Below are 16,417 nucleotides of genomic sequence, written 5' to 3' on the forward strand. Positions count from 1 at the left end.
GATTTGCCTTAAATGCGACCGCGCGATTTCATCGTGGTGAAACGGCGGCCGGGTTAAAAAGGATCGATTGCACATCCGAAGGAGTGCCCGGCAAGGGCAGATCGTCCATGACCCTGGTCGTTACCATGTCAGCCAACACGGCGGCTTACGCGGCGCAAGCCATCAAGCCGTCGGCCCGCGTAAGCGGTGATGGCCCGGCCGATGAGGCGATCACGCTGCTTTCGGCGCGGCCAAAGGACGATGCGGCAAACACCCATGCCTCGGTTGCAGCCCTCCGCAGCCCGACTGCACTCTCACTGATGCTGATGACATCCAATGGCCGCCTGCCGCAGGGCACCCGCGGCGAAGCGGTGCGCCGCTACATGGAGTTCGGCCTGGACGATCCGGAAACCGATGAGAGCGACGAGGCATTGACCCCGGACGACGAAGCGACCGATAGCTAAGCGGCACTGCGGTCAAACGATAACGGCGCAGTTTCCTGCGCCGTCATTTATCCGCTCAAAATTCGCAGATTCTACTTGTGCTTCTGCGCGCCACCGGCCGCATTGCCAACCGCAAGCACATAATCAACCTTGCCAGCCTTCTCGAAGGTCAACGTCACCGGGATGCTGTCGCCCTCGGCAAACGGCTTTTTCACATCCATGAACATCAGGTGCAGCTCACCGCTTTGAAGCGTTACGGTTTCGCCAGCCGGAAGGGCAATGCCGCTCTCCAGCTTGCGCATCTTCATCACGTCGTTCTGCATCGTCATCTCATGCAACTCGACACGGCCTGCGGCTGGGCTCTCGACCGAAAGCAATGTGTCGTCTTCTCCACCCTCATTCTTGATGATGAAGCCACCACCGCCAACTTTTGCGCCCGGCAACATCGCCTTGACCGCACCGCCGGAAATCTCCAGCGATCCGGCCTTGACCGGGGCGCCATCGGTTGCGCCCATGCCAGCCATCGCCGCCATGTCATGATGATCGTGGCCGCCGGCCTGGGCAGGCGTCACCGTCACTGTCGGGGCCGGGTGCTCCAGCGAATGCGCACTCTGCCCCTCAGCGGCAATCTCGTCCCAGACAACCTTGCCTGAATCGCCGCAGAGCTGCGTCACCGGAAAGGCGAGCTGCGTTTCCTTGTCGAATCCTGAAATCTTGCCGCTGATGACGAAGGTGTCGTAATAGTCGTCGGACAGATTGCCGTTCTTCCAGCGAATTTCCAGCGGACCGGAGGTGACCGCCTTTCCGTGATTGTCATAGCTCTTCTGGTAATCGCCTTTGATGATCTCGAGCTCCCAGCCGTCCTTGGGCTGCGGCTTTGCGAAGACGAAGCCTTCCGGCAGTTTGACCTGCACCTCGGTAGTGGCCTTGCCGTCACAACCATGCGGAATCTGCAGCACGGCCTTGAAGCTGCTTTCGGATGCCACTTCATCGGTTTCAAACGAAGCATGAGCATGCGCCGATGCGGCAGCGCCCAGTGAAAGCGCGAGCGCGAGAAATGTGGTTCTGGTCTGTGTCATCGATCTGTCTCCGGACCGGAGCCTGCACGCATAGCAGGGCGGTCAATGCCGCTGAAGGCGGCTGAATACTCTGAATAATATGGAAAATCGCCGAGGCGAAACGGTCAGAGCAAGAGCGGAGGTGCGCGTGATTGCGGCAGGAGGCGCGGTTGCGCAACGAAAATGGTGGGGAAATCCGGTTTTCTGTCTGAAAGTGCGGCAACGCGGAGAACCAGATAGCCGTCGCCTGGAGGCGATGGCAGAGCGATAGAAGCCGACAACCGGCAATAATCGCAAACCGGCGCTAACGCATCATGCGAGGAGCCGTGGCTTTTCCCCTCGATGCCATCAAGCCCGAAGCAGATATCGCCGATCGTGCCGTCCGGCAGCATGTAGTCTGTCGCCATTGCCGGGGTGATTTGGCGGGCGAAGGCTGGCTGATGGGCAAACGACAAAAACAGCAGGGCCAGTGCCGAAAACACCCGCACCGTCATTCGCCACTGTCGCCCGGCTACCGCCATTGATCATCCTCGTCTTAAATGATTGCGTTATCGCCTCGCCGGCAAAAAAGCAAAGGCCGAATTTCTGTTCTATCTGCGGTTCCGAAACAGCCACGACAAAAATCTGTTCGGGCGCGACATTTTGCGCTTGCCAAGCCGCTGGCATCGCCGTTATCTGAAATCGATCTTGTTGGGAGAATCCGGGTAACGCCGGTGCCGAAGGAGCAACCGCCCCGGAAACTCTCAGGCCAAAGGACCAGCAAGGTGCCGGTAGGACTCTGGAGAGAAGCGGTTTCGCTCGCCGAAGGGATAACAATCTCAGGCAAAGGGACAGAGGGGGCTCGAGGAAACGTCGCACGACATGCGCCGTGGAGATGAGCCGGCGCGTCGCGCCAGACCTGGAGGCCGGACTTGAACGAACATTCCCCACTGAAACAGACGCCGCTGCATGCTTTGCACGTGTCGCTTGGCGCCCGCACGGTGCCGTTTGCCGGCTACGACATGCCGGTGCAATATCCAGCCGGCGTAATGAAGGAGCATCTGCACACCCGCTCCGCCGCCGGCCTTTTCGATGTCTCTCACATGGGACAAGTGATCCTGCGGCCAAAATCCGGCCGGATCGAGGATGCGGCGCTGGCGCTGGAGAAGCTGGTGCCCGTCGACGTGCTCGGTCTTGCCGAAGGCAGACAGCGCTACGGACTTTTTACCGACGACAACGGCAACATCCTCGACGACCTGATGATCGCCAATCGCGGTGATCACCTCCTCCTCGTCGTTAATGCCTCCTGCAAGGAGGCCGATTTCGCCCATCTGCAAAAGCATCTCGGCGAAACCTGCGAGCTGACCCTGCTCGATGACCGCGCGCTGATCGCGCTGCAGGGACCACGCGCCGAATGTGTGCTTGCTGAACTCTGGGCCGATATAGCCACCATGCGCTTCATGGACGTGGCGGAAGCTGCATTGCACGACGTTCCCTGCATTATCTCGCGTTCCGGCTATACCGGCGAGGACGGTTTTGAAATCTCCATCCCAGCTGCGTCGGCCGACGATGTGACGCGCCGTATTCTCGAACATCCCGACGTCATGCCGATCGGCCTTGGCGCCCGCGATTCCCTGCGTCTCGAAGCAGGCCTGTGTCTCTATGGCAATGATATCGACACCACCACGACACCGGTTGAGGCAGGCCTCGAATGGGCGATGCAGAAGGCACGCCGCGCCGGCGGTGCCCGGCAAGGCGGCTTTCCCGGCGCCGATGTCATTCTGCGTCAGTTCGCCGATGGTGCCAGCCGCCGCCGTGTCGGCCTGAAGCCGGAAGGCAAGGCCCCGGTGCGCGGTGGAGCGCCATTGTTTGCCGATGCCGAAGGCAAGGTAGCGGTTGGTACCGTAACCTCCGGCGGATTTGGCCCCAGTGCCGATCATCCCGTCGCCATGGGTTATGTCGATACGGCCCACACCGCCAATGGCACCCAGGTTTTCGCGGAAGTGCGCGGCAAGTATCTGCCAATTACCGTCGCCGCCCTTCCCTTCGTCACCCCGACCTACAAACGCTGATCAGGAGCTGAACCTCATGCTGAAATTTACCGATGAACACGAATGGCTGAAAATCGAGGGTGATGTCGCAACAGTGGGCATTACCGCCCACGCTGCCGAACAGCTCGGCGACCTCGTCTTCGTGGAACTGCCAGAGGCCGGAACTGCGCTCGACAAGGGGGCCACTGCTGCCACCGTTGAATCCGTCAAGGCAGCGTCCGACGTCTATTGTCCACTTGATGGCGAGATCGTCGAGAGCAACCAGGCTATCGTCGATGACCCGGCGCTGGTCAACAGCGACCCGCAGGGTGCCGGCTGGTTCTTCAAGCTGAAACTGTCCGATCCGTCGGCCGTCAACGCCCTTCTGGACGAAGCAGCCTATAAGGAGCTGATCGCCTGATGAGCATGCCGAAGGATTTCACCTTTACCGACTACAAGCCGTATGACTTCGCCAACCGGCGTCATATCGGCCCCTCGCCCGATGAAATGACGGCGATGCTCAAGGTCATCGGCTATCCCAGCCTCGATGCCATGATCGACGACACCGTTCCGCCGTCGATCCGTCAGAAGGCCCCGCTTGCCTGGGGCGCTGCGATGACCGAGCGCGAAGCGCTCGACAAGATGCGCGAAACGGCAAACCGCAACAAGAAGCTCGTTTCGCTCATCGGCCAGGGGTACTATGGCACGATCACGCCGCCGGTCATCCAGCGCAATATCCTCGAAAACCCCGCTTGGTACACGGCCTATACGCCCTACCAGCCGGAAATCAGCCAAGGCCGTCTTGAGGCTCTGCTCAACTATCAGACGATGGTCTGCGACCTCACTGGTCTTGACGTCGCCAACGCCTCACTGCTCGACGAGGCAACCGCCGGCGCCGAAGCCATGGCAATGGCGGAGCGCGTGGCAAAGTCCAAGGCCAAGGCCTTCTTCGTCGATGAAAATTGCCATCCCCAGACCATCGCACTCCTGAAGACCCGCGCCGAGCCACTCGGCTGGTCGATCGTCATCGGTAACCCGTTTACCGATCTCGACCCGGTCGACGTTTTTGGAGCGATCTTCCAATATCCCGGCACCTACGGCCATGTTCACGATTTCACCGGCCTGATTGCACGCCTGCACCAGACAGGCGCAATCGCTACGGTTGCGGCTGATCCGCTGGCACTGGCACTTCTGAAATCCCCCGGTGAAATGGGCGCCGATATCGCCATCGGCTGCACCCAGCGCTTTGGCGTTCCCGTCGGTTACGGTGGCCCGCATGCGGCCTACATGGCCGTCAAGGATGCCTACAAGCGCTCGATGCCCGGCCGTCTGGTCGGCGTCTCGCAGGACAGCCGCGGCAATCGCGCCTACCGCCTGTCGCTGCAGACCCGTGAACAGCATATCCGCCGTGAAAAGGCGACGTCGAACATCTGCACCGCGCAGGTCCTGCTCGCCGTCATGGCGTCGATGTATGCCGTCTTCCACGGCCCCAAAGGCATCAAGGCCATCGCCCAGAGCGTCCATCAGAAGGCCGTCCTTCTGGCGCTTGGCCTCGAAAAACTTGGCTACACGGTCGAGCCGGACGTGTTCTTCGACACAGTCACCGTCGATGTCGGCAAGCTGCAGGGCATCATCCTGAAGACCGCCGTGGCGGAAGACGTCAACCTTCGCCGCATCGGCACCACCAAGATCGGCATCAGCCTGGATGAGCGCTCGCGGCCGGTCACGCTGGAAGCCGTCTGGCGCGCCTTTGGCGGCGATTTCAAGGTCGAGGATTTCGACGCGGGTTACCGCCTGCCCGAAACCTTGTTGCGCACCAGCGCATACCTGACCCATCCGATCTTCCACATGAACCGCGCGGAAAGCGAGATGACCCGCTATATCCGCCGGCTGTCGGACCGCGATCTGGCGCTCGACCGTTCGATGATCCCGCTCGGCTCCTGCACGATGAAGCTGAACGCGACAGCCGAAATGCTGCCGATCACCTGGCCGGAATTTTCCGAAATCCATCCCTTCGTGCCGGCCGACCAGGCTGAAGGTTACCGCCATATGATCACGGATCTGTCGCAGAAACTCTGCCAGATCACCGGTTATGATGCGGTCTCCATGCAGCCAAACTCCGGCGCGCAGGGCGAATATGCCGGACTTCTGACCATCCGCGCCTTTCATCGCGCCAATGGCAACGGCCATCGCGATGTCTGCCTGATCCCGACCTCTGCGCACGGCACCAATCCGGCCTCCGCCCAGATGGTCGGCATGAAGGTCGTTGTCATCAAGGTTAGTGACAACGGCGATATCGACATGGACGATTTCCGTGCAAAAGCAGAGCAGTATGCGGAAAACCTCTCGTGCTGCATGATCACCTATCCGTCGACGCACGGCGTGTTTGAGGAAAACGTCCGCGAAGTCTGCGACATCGTTCACAAGCATGGTGGCCAGGTCTATCTCGACGGCGCCAACATGAACGCCATGGTCGGGCTTGCCCGTCCTGGCGACATCGGTTCCGACGTCAGCCATCTCAACTTGCACAAGACCTTCTGCATTCCTCACGGTGGCGGTGGTCCGGGCATGGGGCCGATCGGCGTCAAGGCGCATCTTGCCCCCTACCTGCCCGGTCATCCGGAAACCGATGGCGGCGAAGGTGCCGTGTCTGCTGCTCCGTTCGGTTCGGCCTCCATCCTGCCGATCTCCTGGAGCTACTGCCTGATGATGGGCGGTGAAGGACTGACGCAGGCGACCAAGGTGGCGATCCTCAACGCCAACTATATCGCTGCCCGGCTGAAGGGCGCCTACGACGTGCTCTACAAGTCGGCCAAGGGCCGCGTCGCGCACGAGTGCATCATCGACACCCGTCCGCTGGTCGATAGCGCCGGCGTCACCGTCGATGACGTTGCCAAGCGCCTGATCGACTGCGGCTTCCACGCTCCGACCATGAGCTGGCCGGTAGCCGGCACGCTGATGATCGAGCCGACGGAATCGGAGACCAAGGCCGAAATCGACCGCTTCTGCGACGCCATGCTAGCGATCCGTGCTGAGGCGCAGGCGATCGAAGACGGCAAGATGGACCGGACGAACAATCCGCTGAAGAACGCCCCGCACACGGTCGAAGACCTGGTCGGCGAATGGGATCGCCCCTATTCGCGCGAACAGGCCTGCTACCCGCCGGGCGCCTTCCGTGTCGACAAATACTGGTCGCCGGTCAACCGCGTCGACAACGTGTTCGGCGACCGCAACCTCGTCTGCACCTGCCCGCCGCTGGAAGATTATGCCGAGGCGGCAGAGTAAATTAGAAAAACGAAAGGGGCGCTTCATGCGCCCCTTTTTCATAACTGTGCCGCCGCAAACCAACGTCTGCCCGAGTCTTACGGTGCGTGAGATTGGTTTGGAAGCGTCACCACGAACCGCGCCCCATGCGTGAACGCCGTATCAAGCGCGATGGAGCCGCCGTGGCTTTCGGCGATCCGTTTTGCCAGCGCCAGTCCAATACCCGTGCCCGGGTAGATGCTTTCATCCCGGTGCAGGCGCTGGAACACGTCAAAAATCTTCCTGGAAAACCGCGGATCGACGCCGATGCCATTGTCTTCGAAAATCAACCGGACCGTATCCCCATCCGTCTCGGCATAGATCCGGACGACCGGTTTCACATCCTCCCGGCGGTACTTGATGGCATTGCCGATCAGGTTCTGGCAAAGACGCTTCAGGAGTTCGGGGTCGCCTTTCAGCTGCGGCAAGGCTGAAACGGCGATACTGGCTCCGGCCTCCTGAATGAAACTGTCGAGAGTGAGGATCGTATCGGCAATCACATCGGTTAGCGAAACGATCTGCCAGCTGCCGATTTCGTCGGCGATCTGGGCATAGTCGAGCAGGCTGTCGATCAACTGGTCCATCCGCCGCGCACTCTGGCGCAGATGGCCGGCGTAAACGGGCAGTTCCTCGTGATTGCCGCTGCCCACATCCTCGACGATCATGTCCGAAAACATCGACATATGCCGCAGTGGTGCCTTCAGGTCATGCGACACCGTCCCGGTAAACTGATTGAGCGCCTCATTCTTGCGCTGCAACTCAGCGCTCTGCTGGGCGATGCGCTGCTGCTGCTGCTTCAATTCGGTGATATCGCGTCCGACCGTGACATATTCCGCCAGTTTGCCGCCATCGAAGACAGCAATATTCGACCAGAGTAGCCAGAGATCGCTGCCATCGGACAGTTTGCGACGTTGTTCTCGCGTGGCTAGCGGCGCCTCGACCGAGAGGCTTTTCAGCGTGGTCACCAGGCTCTCGCGGTCCGTTGCCGGAACGTAATCTGGAAGCGATTGTCCAATCAGATCATCGGCCGCCATGCCAACAAATCGCGCATACCGGTCGTTGACGAACGTGTATCTGAGATCGGCGGAGATACGGCAGATGAAGTCGGGAATGTTCTGGACCAGCGTGTAATATTCCAGCCGTTGCCGATCGAGCGCGATCTCGGCCCGCTTCAAATCGGTGACATCGATGCGCAGCGCAACGGTGTTACCATCCTGAGTCTTCAAATCCTCGATACGCAGCCAGCGTCCATCGCCATATTCAAAGATTTGATTGTCGCCGCCCGGATTGCGGAACGCCCGCATGCGCCCCTCAAGCCAAGCCTTCGCCTGCGGCGAACCGACCGGCGCGTTGGGGTAATATCCCACTTCGTAGACGGCAAGCATGATCTCTTCGGCGGTCATGCCTATTTTCAAGTGGGGTCCCGCAGCACCACAGATGCGCTTATAGGCATCGTTGTAGACGATGATCCGCTCATCTGCATCGAAGATCGCAAACCCTTCCGGAATGGCCTGCAGCGCAGTGTCGAGAATTTCGCTGGCTTTCCGGCGCTCGCGATAGAGTTCGAGATAGTCGGAGATATCGTGCACGATACCGGCGAAACCCCGTGCCGTGCCGTCTGCATCAACAACCGGCGTCACCCGCAGCCGAGCCGTAAACACAGTGCCATTGCTGCGGCGGTAGCGGTAGATACCTTCGGAAAATTGTGTGTTTCCCGGCTCCGCCGCGTTGCGGAAAAGAGCGGCCTCAAAGTCATGGTCGCTGGCGTAGAGCCGTTGTATCGACCCACCGATCATGTCATCGGCGGCATAGCCGAACTGCTCGATCGCGGCAGCATTGACAGACAGAACAATGCGATCGGCATCGACAAAGATGACGGGAGAAGGAAAAACATCATAGATTGCCTGAACGAAATCTGCCTGCGTCGCCGTCATCGGTTACTCGGTCGCGCTCCGCCCCGTACACATGAGGCATACAAACAGAAAAAGAGACTGGCGCAAACCAGTCTCTTTGCAAATTCCCGATAGAGCGCCGTATCCCGGCGAGAAGATGCTTAGCTGGCGCGAACGACCGCGTCGCCTTTTGCGGCCAGCGCAGCCAGATCGGCGGGCTTCAGTTCGACCGATTCGCCGCAGCCGCAAGCCGATGTCTGGTTCGGGTTGTTAAAGGTAAAGCCCGAGCGCAGCGTCGTCACTTCGAAGTCCATCCGGGTTCCGAGCAGATAGAGCACGGCTTCAGGAGCAACCCAGACCCTGGCGCCCTGATGTTCGACCAGATCGTCCTTCGGGTTGGCCACGGTCACCATATCGATGGCATATTCCATGCCAGCGCAGCCGCCCTTCTTGATGCCGACGCGAATGCCCTGGGCGTCACCGCCGGCATTGTCGACGATCGCGTTGACGCGGCCAGCCGCCGCATCGCTCAAACTCATGACTGCAAAGCCCATAGGCCGTTCTCCTTGTAGCAACCAGGTTCAAGGCCTGATGCTTTCCGAGTCCCGAATGTAATGCGCGACGGTTAAGGGATCAATACGTGATCAGTACCAGCCGACCGCAACCTGCGCCTCTTCCGACATGCGATCCGGCGTCCACGGCGGATCAAACGTCATCGATACTTCGACGCCGGACACGCCCTCAACAGCACCGACAGCATTTTCTACCCAGCCCGGCATTTCGCCGGCAACGGGGCAGCCGGGAGCCGTCAGCGTCATGGCGATCTTGACCATCCGGTCGTCTTCGATATCGATCTTGTAAATCAGCCCGAGCTCGAAAATGTCGGATGGAATTTCCGGGTCGTAGACCGTCTTCAGCGCAGAGATGACATCGTCGCTCAGACGCGCCAGTTCGTCCGCCGGAATGGCGGAATGAACAATCCCTTCGCGAACGTCGATCTTGTTTTCAGTCGTATCAAGGCTCATCGGCTTATGTCCTTACGCAAAGAATTTGCGGGCTTGCTCAAGCGCATCCACCAGCACGTCCACTTCGGCCCGCGTATTGTAGAGGCCAAAGGATGCCCGGCATGTGGAGGTCACGCCGAAGCGTTTCAAGAGCGGCTGGGCGCAATGCGTTCCTGCCCTGACGGCAACCCCTGCCCGGTCAATCACCATCGACACATCATGGGCATGGATACCCTCGAGTTCGAACGAGAAGATACCACCTTTACCCGGCGCCGTCCCGATTACCCTCAGTGAGTTCACCGACGACAGGCGCTCCTGCGCATAGGCGGCCAGATCGGCTTCATGGGCGGCAATCGCGGCCCGGCCGATAGTGTCCATGTAATCCAGCGCATAACCGAGGCCGATCGCCTGCACGATCGGCGGCGTGCCGGCCTCAAACCGGTGCGGTGGTTCGTTATAGGTGACCGCGTCTTCGGTGACCTCGACGATCATCTCGCCTCCGCCCATGAACGGGCGCATTTCCTTCAGCCGGTCCATCTTGCCATAGAGCACGCCAATACCAGAAGGGCCGTAGAGCTTGTGGCCGGTCATGACATACCAGTCGCAATCGAGATCCTGCACGTCGACCGGCATGTGGACGGCCGCCTGACTGCCATCGACCAGCACCGGAATGCCGCGTTCGTGGGCGATCCGGCAGATTTCCTTGATCGGCACGACCGTGCCGAGCGCATTCGACATATGGGTAATGGCAATCAGTTTGGTCTTGTCGCTCAGGCATTTGACGAAATCATCGATATGGAATGCACCCTGATCGTCTACCGGCGCCCAGACCAGCTTGGCACCCTGACGCTCGCGGATGAAATGCCACGGCACGATATTGGAGTGATGCTCCATGATCGACAGGACGATCTCGTCGCCAGCGCCGATCTTGGGCATGCCATAGCCATAGGCGACCGTGTTGATCGCCTCCGTCGAGGATTTTGTGAAGATGATGTTGTCGACCGATGGCGCGTTCAGGAACCGGCGCACTTTTTCACGGGCACCTTCATAGGCATCGGTCGCGGCATTCGACAGGAAATGCAGGCCACGATGGACATTGGCATATTCGTTGGAATAGGCATGGGCAACAGCATCGATGACCACCTGCGGCTTCTGGGCCGAGGCGCCGCTGTCGAGATAGACCAGCGGCTTGCCGTAAACGGTCCGCGACAGGATCGGAAAATCCCTGCGGATCGCTTCAACGTCATAGGCGGGCACCGGCACCGTGTGTTCCATGTCAGAAATCCAATCAGGCGTGCTTTTCGAGCCAGGCGGCGATGATCGTTTCCAGCGTCTCGATCAGGCCTTCATGTTCCAGTTCCTCGACGATTTCATCAACGAATGCGTTGACCAGCATGGCGCGCGCCTTGTTTTCCGGAATACCGCGGGCACGCAGGTAGTAAAGATGCGTCGGGTTGATATCGATGACGGTAGCGCCATGACCGCACTGAACGTCATCGGCAAAGATTTCCAGCTCCGGCTTGGCCGAAAAATCGGCGTCGTCAGAGAGAAGCAGCGTGTTGCACGCCATCTTCGCGTCGGTCTTCTGCGCGTCCGGAGCAACCCGAATCTGGCCCTGGAACACGCCTTTGGCGCGGTCGAACAGCACGTTGCGGAGGATTTCCGTCGATGTCGTGTTCGGCACGTCATGGCCGAGCGTGAATGTCACGTCGGTATGCGTTTCGTTGCCCAGCAGGTTGATGCCGCGCATTTTGAAATCCGCGCCTTCACCCGTTGTGACGCCGTGCACTTCCTGGCGCACCAGCTTGCCGCCAGCATTGATGATGAACAGCCGGAGCTTGGCATTGGTGCCGAGGTCGAAATTGACCTGGGCCAGATGGCTGTCGCTTGCGCCCTGCTGCTGCAGGATGATCCAAGTGATCTCGGCACCTTCATCGAGGATCAGGTCGCTAACAACCGTGACAAGGCTGGCTGCATCGTTGACCGAGAGATGGCGCTCGATGATCGTTGCCTTGGAGTTGGCGCCGAACGTCACTGGAAAGCGCGAATGGCTCTGGCCGGCACTCTGCACCAGCTGGAACTCCAGCGGCTGCTCGAGCACGGTGCCTTCCGGCACTTCGATCTCGAAACCGTCGCGCACGAAGCTGCCATTGATTCGTCCGATGGCATCATCCTGATCGCGCTCGACCAGATCGGCGGCGGCAACACCATCGATCAGGCTTTCGGCGTAGGAACGCACATTGATGCCGGCCGGCAGGTTCTTGGTGTCGGCTTTGCCGTTCAGGACGGCAAGAACCGAGGAGCCGGGAACAAGTGGATCGACCTTTTGCGCAAACGCCGTCGGATCATAGGCCGGAACAGCACGCAAAAGCGCGCGCAGGTCCGTATAGTGCCAGGATTCGACGCGGCGGGTCGGCAGGCCCTGCTGCCTGAGATTTGCCAGCAGGCTATCGCGGGCCGACAGCACGGCGCCTTCACCGGGCAGTTCACCGATCTGGGCAGTATAGGCATCGACGAGGGCCGTCTCGGCGGCTGTCATCGTGATTGCCGTTTGCATGTTCATCCCGGTACTCCTCAAGCCGCCGCATCGATGATGTCGGCATAACCATTGGCTTCAAGATCAAGCGCCAGCGACTTGTCGCCGGACTTGATGATCTGACCCTTGTAAAGAACGTGGACGCTATCGGGCACGATGTACTCCAGCAGACGCTGATAGTGGGTGATGACGATGACAGCACGGTCAGGTGAGCGCAGCGCGTTGACGCCGTCCGAAACGATCTTCAGCGCATCGATGTCGAGGCCGCTGTCAGTTTCGTCCAGCACGCACAGCTTTGGCTCCAGAAGCGCCATCTGCAGGATTTCCGCACGCTTCTTCTCGCCGCCGGAGAAACCGACATTGAGCGGCCGCTTCAGCATATCCGGGTTGATCTGCAGCCTGGCAGCGGCTTCCTTGACGCGACGGATGAAATCCGGCGTCGAAAGCTCGTCTTCGCCGCGATACTTGCGCTGCTCGTTGAGAGCCACCTTCAGGAACTGCATGGTCGCAACACCCGGGATTTCGACCGGGTACTGGAAGGCAAGGAAGATGCCCTTGGAAGCGCGCTCGGACGGATCGAGCTCAAGAATGCTCTCGCCATTGTAAAGGATGTCGCCTTCGGTCACTTCGTAATCGCTGCGGCCCGACAAGATGTAGGACAGCGTCGACTTGCCGGAGCCGTTCGGCCCCATGATGGCAGCGACTTCGCCAGCCTTTACGGTCAGGTTCAGACCACGGATGATCTCGGTGCCGTCAGCGGCGATGCGGGCATGGAGGTTTCTGATTTCAAGCATTTCACTTTTCCCTAGTGTGGTCGGTCCGCGTAGTCCATGCAAACCCGTGTCTTGGGCACTTCAACCAGACTGCCGTCATTCTCGGGCTTGTCCCGAGGATCTGACAGTCTATCAATTGTAATCGCTCCACATTTTTGTGCTTGGATGTGGACGATAGATGTTGTCGACTTCTTCAATACGTTCGAATAGATCCAGCCAGGTGGGGTTGAGGCCTTCTATCAATTCGATTTTCCAGTCCCGTCTATACCTCTTCAAAGATTTCTCGCGCTGTATCGCAAGAACGATATTCGGATGACGTTCGAACCAGACCAACTTCTCAGCTCGATATTTTGCAGTAAATCCTTCGTGGATGTGATTGCGGTGTTCCCAAACTCTTCCAGCGAGGTCTGAGGTCACGCCGGTGTATATAACGCCTCGGGGCTTGTCGGACATCATGTAGACGAAACCGGTCAATCATGTCTCCAAGGCAACTCCGGCAGATCCTCGGGACAAGCCCGAGGATGACGGCCAAACCGTTAACCCACGCTACCTTCCAGCGAAATTCCGATCAGCTTCTGCGCTTCGACCGCAAATTCCATCGGCAGTTCCTGGATGACTTCCTTGACGAAGCCGTTGACGATCAGTGCGATCGCCGCTTCGGTCGGAATGCCGCGTTGCAGGCAATAGAACAGCTGGTCTTCGGAGATCTTCGAGGTCGTCGCCTCATGCTCGAACTGGGCTGAGGAATTGCGTGCCTCGATATAGGGTACCGTGTGGGCGCCGCACTTGTCACCGATCAGGAGCGAGTCGCACTGGGTAAAGTTACGGGCGTTTTCGGCCTTGCGGTGGGTCGAGACCTGGCCGCGATAAGTGTTCTGGCTGAAACCGGCAGCAATCCCCTTGGAGACGATGCGGCTCGAGGTGTTCTTGCCGAGATGTATCATCTTGGTGCCACTATCGATCTGCTGATGGCCGTTGGAGACCGCGATCGAATAGAACTCGCCGCGCGAACCATCGCCGCGCAGGATGCAGGACGGGTATTTCCAAGTGATCGCCGAACCGGTTTCGACCTGCGTCCACGAAATCTTCGAGTTCTTGCCGCGGCAATCGCCACGCTTGGTGACGAAGTTGTAGATGCCGCCCTTGCCGTCCTTGTCGCCCGGATACCAGTTCTGGACCGTCGAATATTTGATCTGGGCATCGTCGAGCGCAACAAGCTCGACAACCGCCGCATGCAGCTGGTTTTCGTCGCGCTGCGGCGCCGTGCAGCCTTCCAGATAGGAGACGTAGGCGCCCTCTTCCGCAATGATCAGCGTGCGCTCGAACTGGCCGGTGCCCTTCTCGTTGATACGGAAATAGGTCGACAGCTCCATCGGGCAACGAACGCCCTTGGGGATATAGACGAACGAACCATCGGTGAAGACGGCGCAATTCAAAGTCGCATAATAATTGTCGGTGGGCGGAACGACGGTGCCGAGATATTTCTTCACCAGATCCGGATGTTCGCGGATGGCTTCCGAGATCGACATGAAGATCACGCCGGCCTTCTTCAGCTCTTCCTTGAACGTCGTGACGACCGAAACGGAATCGAACACGGCATCGACGGCGATGCGCGGCGTTTTCACGCCGGCGAGGATTTCCTGTTCGCGCAAGGGAATGCCGAGCTTTTCATAGACCCGCAGAAGCTCAGGATCGACGTCGTCGATCGACGTCGGGCCAGGCGTGCTCTTTGGCGCCGCGTAAAAATAGATCTCGTTGAAATCGATCTTCGGATAGTTGACGCGTGCCCAGGTCGGCTCTTCCATGGTCAGCCAGCGCTGATACGCTTCCAGACGCCATTCGAGCATCCAGTCCGGTTCGTTCTTCTTTGCCGAAATGAAGCGGATGATGTCTTCGGACAGGCCCTTGGGTGCCTTGTCCATTTCGATCGTCGTCTCAAACCCGTATTTGTACTGGTCGACATCGATCAGGGCGACCTGATCGATTGTTTCCTGCACAGCAGCCATGTCGTTCTCCAATCTCGCCGGATACAAGGTCCGGCAGCTTGTCAGTACGATACAATGTCGTTGTATCGCCTATGTAATGGGCTTAAGGGGCATTTTCACCCCATTTGCCAAGCGGAAAATTCAATTTCCGCAATTTAATTCAGTCTCACGCCGCAGCCCCCGAAAGCCTGCGCCGCGCCGAGACCTTAGCAAAGACCTCGGCACAGCGGTCTATGTCCGCTTCCGTGGTTGACGGTCCGATCGAAATCCGCAGTGCGCCATGGCGCGGATCGTGCCCCATCGCCGACAGAACGTAACTCTGGCCGACCTTGCCGGACGAGCAGGCGGAGCCGGCCGAAAGCGCGACGCCCTCCAGATCGAAGGCAATCTGTCCGGTCTCGGACTTCAAACCGGGCAGCGTGAAGAAGCACGTATTGCCGATACGCTCGCCACCCTGGCCGTGGATGATGACGTCGGGTGCCGCCGCGATCATCGCTGTCTCCAGCTTTTCGCGCAGTGCCGAAACCGCGATCATCCGCTCGCCGAGATTATCGGCCGCAAACCGGGCAGCAGCGCCAAATCCGGCAATCGCGGCAGGATTTTCCGTTCCGGAGCGATGCCCTTTTTCTTGCCCCCCACCACGGACCAGCGCCACAGGCATCAGGATTTCGCCGCGTGCCACCAGAGCACCGGCCCCCTTCGGTCCGCCGATCTTGTGGGACGAGATGATCAGGAAGTCCGCACCAAGCGCCTCGATCGACAGTGGCAGGCGTCCGGCCGCCTGAACCGCATCGACGACAAGGATGCCACCGGCGGCCTTGACCAGGCGGGAGACGTCAGCAATCGGCTGGACGATCCCCGTTTCGTTGTTGGCAAGCATCACCGCAACCATCGGCAGGCCTGACTGGCGGTCATGCGCGTCAAGTGCTGCTTCAAGTTCGGCCAGATCGATCGTACCAGCCGCAGTCACGGCAATTTCGCTGACATCAGCCTTGCCGAACCGCCCCCCTTCGCGAACAGCCGGATGCTCGATCGCCGAGATATAGAGATGGCCGATCGTCAGGGGCGTCTTGCCCATGCGAAAGTTCGGGGTCAGCACCCAGTTGGCCGCTTCCGTCGCCCCGCTGGTGAAGGTCACGCTGGAAGCCGCAGCGCCACAGAGGGCCGCAACATCACGGCGGGCATTTTCGATCAGCGTGCGAATTTTACGACCTTCGCCATGCACCGAGGACGGGTTACCGGGGAGATCGAGCGCATCAAGGCATGCCGCGCGCGCGGCCGGCAACAGCGGCGCGGTGGCATTCCAGTCCATATAGATGCGCTCTTGTGCCATGTTCTCTTGCCAAAGAACCGGCGGCTGCCATGTAAAGGCATGCGGCCGGTGCATTTTCCTTGAATTTTTCGCTTCGCTTGCCGTAAGAGACAGCACTCGCCA

Annotated in this window: 15 protein-coding genes and 1 riboswitch; of the genes, 4 read left to right on the forward strand and 11 right to left on the reverse strand. The window is 59.5% G+C overall.

What is annotated here, in order from left to right; genetic code table 11:
• Window positions 1-107 precede the first annotated feature (107 nt).
• The gene (locus ACQY8Q_RS23355; protein WP_428428806.1) at window positions 108-443 is read left to right on the forward strand and encodes a hypothetical protein; all 336 of its coding nucleotides are present in this window, start codon (window positions 108-110) and stop codon (window positions 441-443) included.
• A gap of 71 nt (window positions 444-514) precedes the next feature.
• On the opposite strand, the gene ACQY8Q_RS23360 is transcribed toward ACQY8Q_RS23355, so the two are convergent.
• On the reverse strand, window positions 515-1,501 hold the full coding sequence (locus ACQY8Q_RS23360; protein WP_428428807.1) for a DUF1775 domain-containing protein: 987 nt from the start codon (window positions 1,499-1,501) through the stop codon (window positions 515-517).
• A gap of 104 nt (window positions 1,502-1,605) precedes the next feature.
• Window positions 1,606-2,001, reverse strand: a complete 396-nt coding sequence (locus ACQY8Q_RS23365) for a hypothetical protein (RefSeq protein ID WP_428428808.1) — start codon at window positions 1,999-2,001, stop codon at window positions 1,606-1,608.
• A 160-nt stretch (window positions 2,002-2,161) separates the two neighbouring features.
• A riboswitch (glycine riboswitch) is annotated at window positions 2,162-2,249 on the forward strand.
• A gap of 142 nt (window positions 2,250-2,391) precedes the next feature.
• Here ACQY8Q_RS23365 and gcvT point away from each other — a divergent pair.
• From gcvT to gcvP, 3 genes are read left to right on the forward strand one after another with little or no spacing between them, the layout of a single operon-like run.
• Complete coding sequence (gene gcvT, locus ACQY8Q_RS23370) at window positions 2,392-3,531, forward strand: glycine cleavage system aminomethyltransferase GcvT (protein ID WP_428428809.1); 1,140 nt, start codon at window positions 2,392-2,394, stop codon at window positions 3,529-3,531.
• A 16-nt stretch (window positions 3,532-3,547) separates the two neighbouring features.
• Window positions 3,548-3,910 (forward strand): glycine cleavage system protein GcvH, encoded by a 363-nt coding sequence (gene gcvH / locus ACQY8Q_RS23375; protein WP_113244772.1) that lies wholly within the window; start codon window positions 3,548-3,550, stop codon window positions 3,908-3,910.
• On the forward strand, window positions 3,910-6,774 hold the full coding sequence (gene gcvP / locus ACQY8Q_RS23380; RefSeq protein ID WP_428428810.1) for an aminomethyl-transferring glycine dehydrogenase: 2,865 nt from the start codon (window positions 3,910-3,912) through the stop codon (window positions 6,772-6,774). Before gcvH ends, gcvP begins: the two co-directional genes overlap by 1 nt.
• 77 nt (window positions 6,775-6,851) lie before the next feature.
• On the opposite strand, the gene ACQY8Q_RS23385 is transcribed toward gcvP, so the two are convergent.
• From ACQY8Q_RS23385 to ACQY8Q_RS23425, 9 genes are all read right to left on the reverse strand, one after another.
• Window positions 6,852-8,726: a PAS domain S-box protein gene (locus ACQY8Q_RS23385; protein WP_428428811.1), complete on the reverse strand. Its 1,875-nt coding sequence runs from the start codon at window positions 8,724-8,726 to the stop codon at window positions 6,852-6,854.
• 119 nt (window positions 8,727-8,845) lie between these two features.
• Complete coding sequence (sufA, locus tag ACQY8Q_RS23390; protein ID WP_428428812.1) at window positions 8,846-9,238, reverse strand: Fe-S cluster assembly scaffold SufA; 393 nt, start codon at window positions 9,236-9,238, stop codon at window positions 8,846-8,848.
• 90 nt (window positions 9,239-9,328) lie between these two features.
• Window positions 9,329-9,709, reverse strand: coding sequence for an SUF system Fe-S cluster assembly protein (locus tag ACQY8Q_RS23395; RefSeq protein WP_113244768.1), 381 nt, complete (start codon window positions 9,707-9,709; stop codon window positions 9,329-9,331).
• Window positions 9,710-9,721: 12 nt separating this feature from the next.
• Entirely contained in the window at window positions 9,722-10,963 is a 1,242-nt protein-coding gene (locus tag ACQY8Q_RS23400) for a cysteine desulfurase (protein WP_428428813.1), read from the reverse strand.
• Between the two features lie 13 nt (window positions 10,964-10,976).
• Window positions 10,977-12,251 carry a Fe-S cluster assembly protein SufD gene (gene sufD, locus ACQY8Q_RS23405; protein ID WP_428428814.1) on the reverse strand — a complete coding sequence of 425 codons (1,275 nt, stop codon included), beginning with the start codon at window positions 12,249-12,251 and terminating at the stop codon, window positions 10,977-10,979.
• 11 nt (window positions 12,252-12,262) lie between these two features.
• Window positions 12,263-13,018 carry a Fe-S cluster assembly ATPase SufC gene (gene sufC / locus ACQY8Q_RS23410; RefSeq protein WP_428428815.1) on the reverse strand — a complete coding sequence of 252 codons (756 nt, stop codon included), beginning with the start codon at window positions 13,016-13,018 and terminating at the stop codon, window positions 12,263-12,265.
• A gap of 111 nt (window positions 13,019-13,129) precedes the next feature.
• Window positions 13,130-13,471: a GIY-YIG nuclease family protein gene (locus ACQY8Q_RS23415; RefSeq protein WP_428428816.1), complete on the reverse strand. Its 342-nt coding sequence runs from the start codon at window positions 13,469-13,471 to the stop codon at window positions 13,130-13,132.
• Window positions 13,472-13,533: 62 nt separating this feature from the next.
• Window positions 13,534-15,003 (reverse strand): Fe-S cluster assembly protein SufB, encoded by a 1,470-nt coding sequence (gene sufB / locus ACQY8Q_RS23420; RefSeq protein ID WP_428428817.1) that lies wholly within the window; start codon window positions 15,001-15,003, stop codon window positions 13,534-13,536.
• Window positions 15,004-15,148: 145 nt separating this feature from the next.
• Window positions 15,149-16,315 carry a cysteine desulfurase family protein gene (locus ACQY8Q_RS23425; RefSeq protein ID WP_428428818.1) on the reverse strand — a complete coding sequence of 389 codons (1,167 nt, stop codon included), beginning with the start codon at window positions 16,313-16,315 and terminating at the stop codon, window positions 15,149-15,151.
• Between the last annotated feature and the right edge of the window lie 102 nt (window positions 16,316-16,417).

Origin of the sequence: Pararhizobium sp. (assembly GCF_965279435.1) — a bacterium.
GTDB lineage: Bacteria > Pseudomonadota > Alphaproteobacteria > Rhizobiales > Rhizobiaceae > Pararhizobium.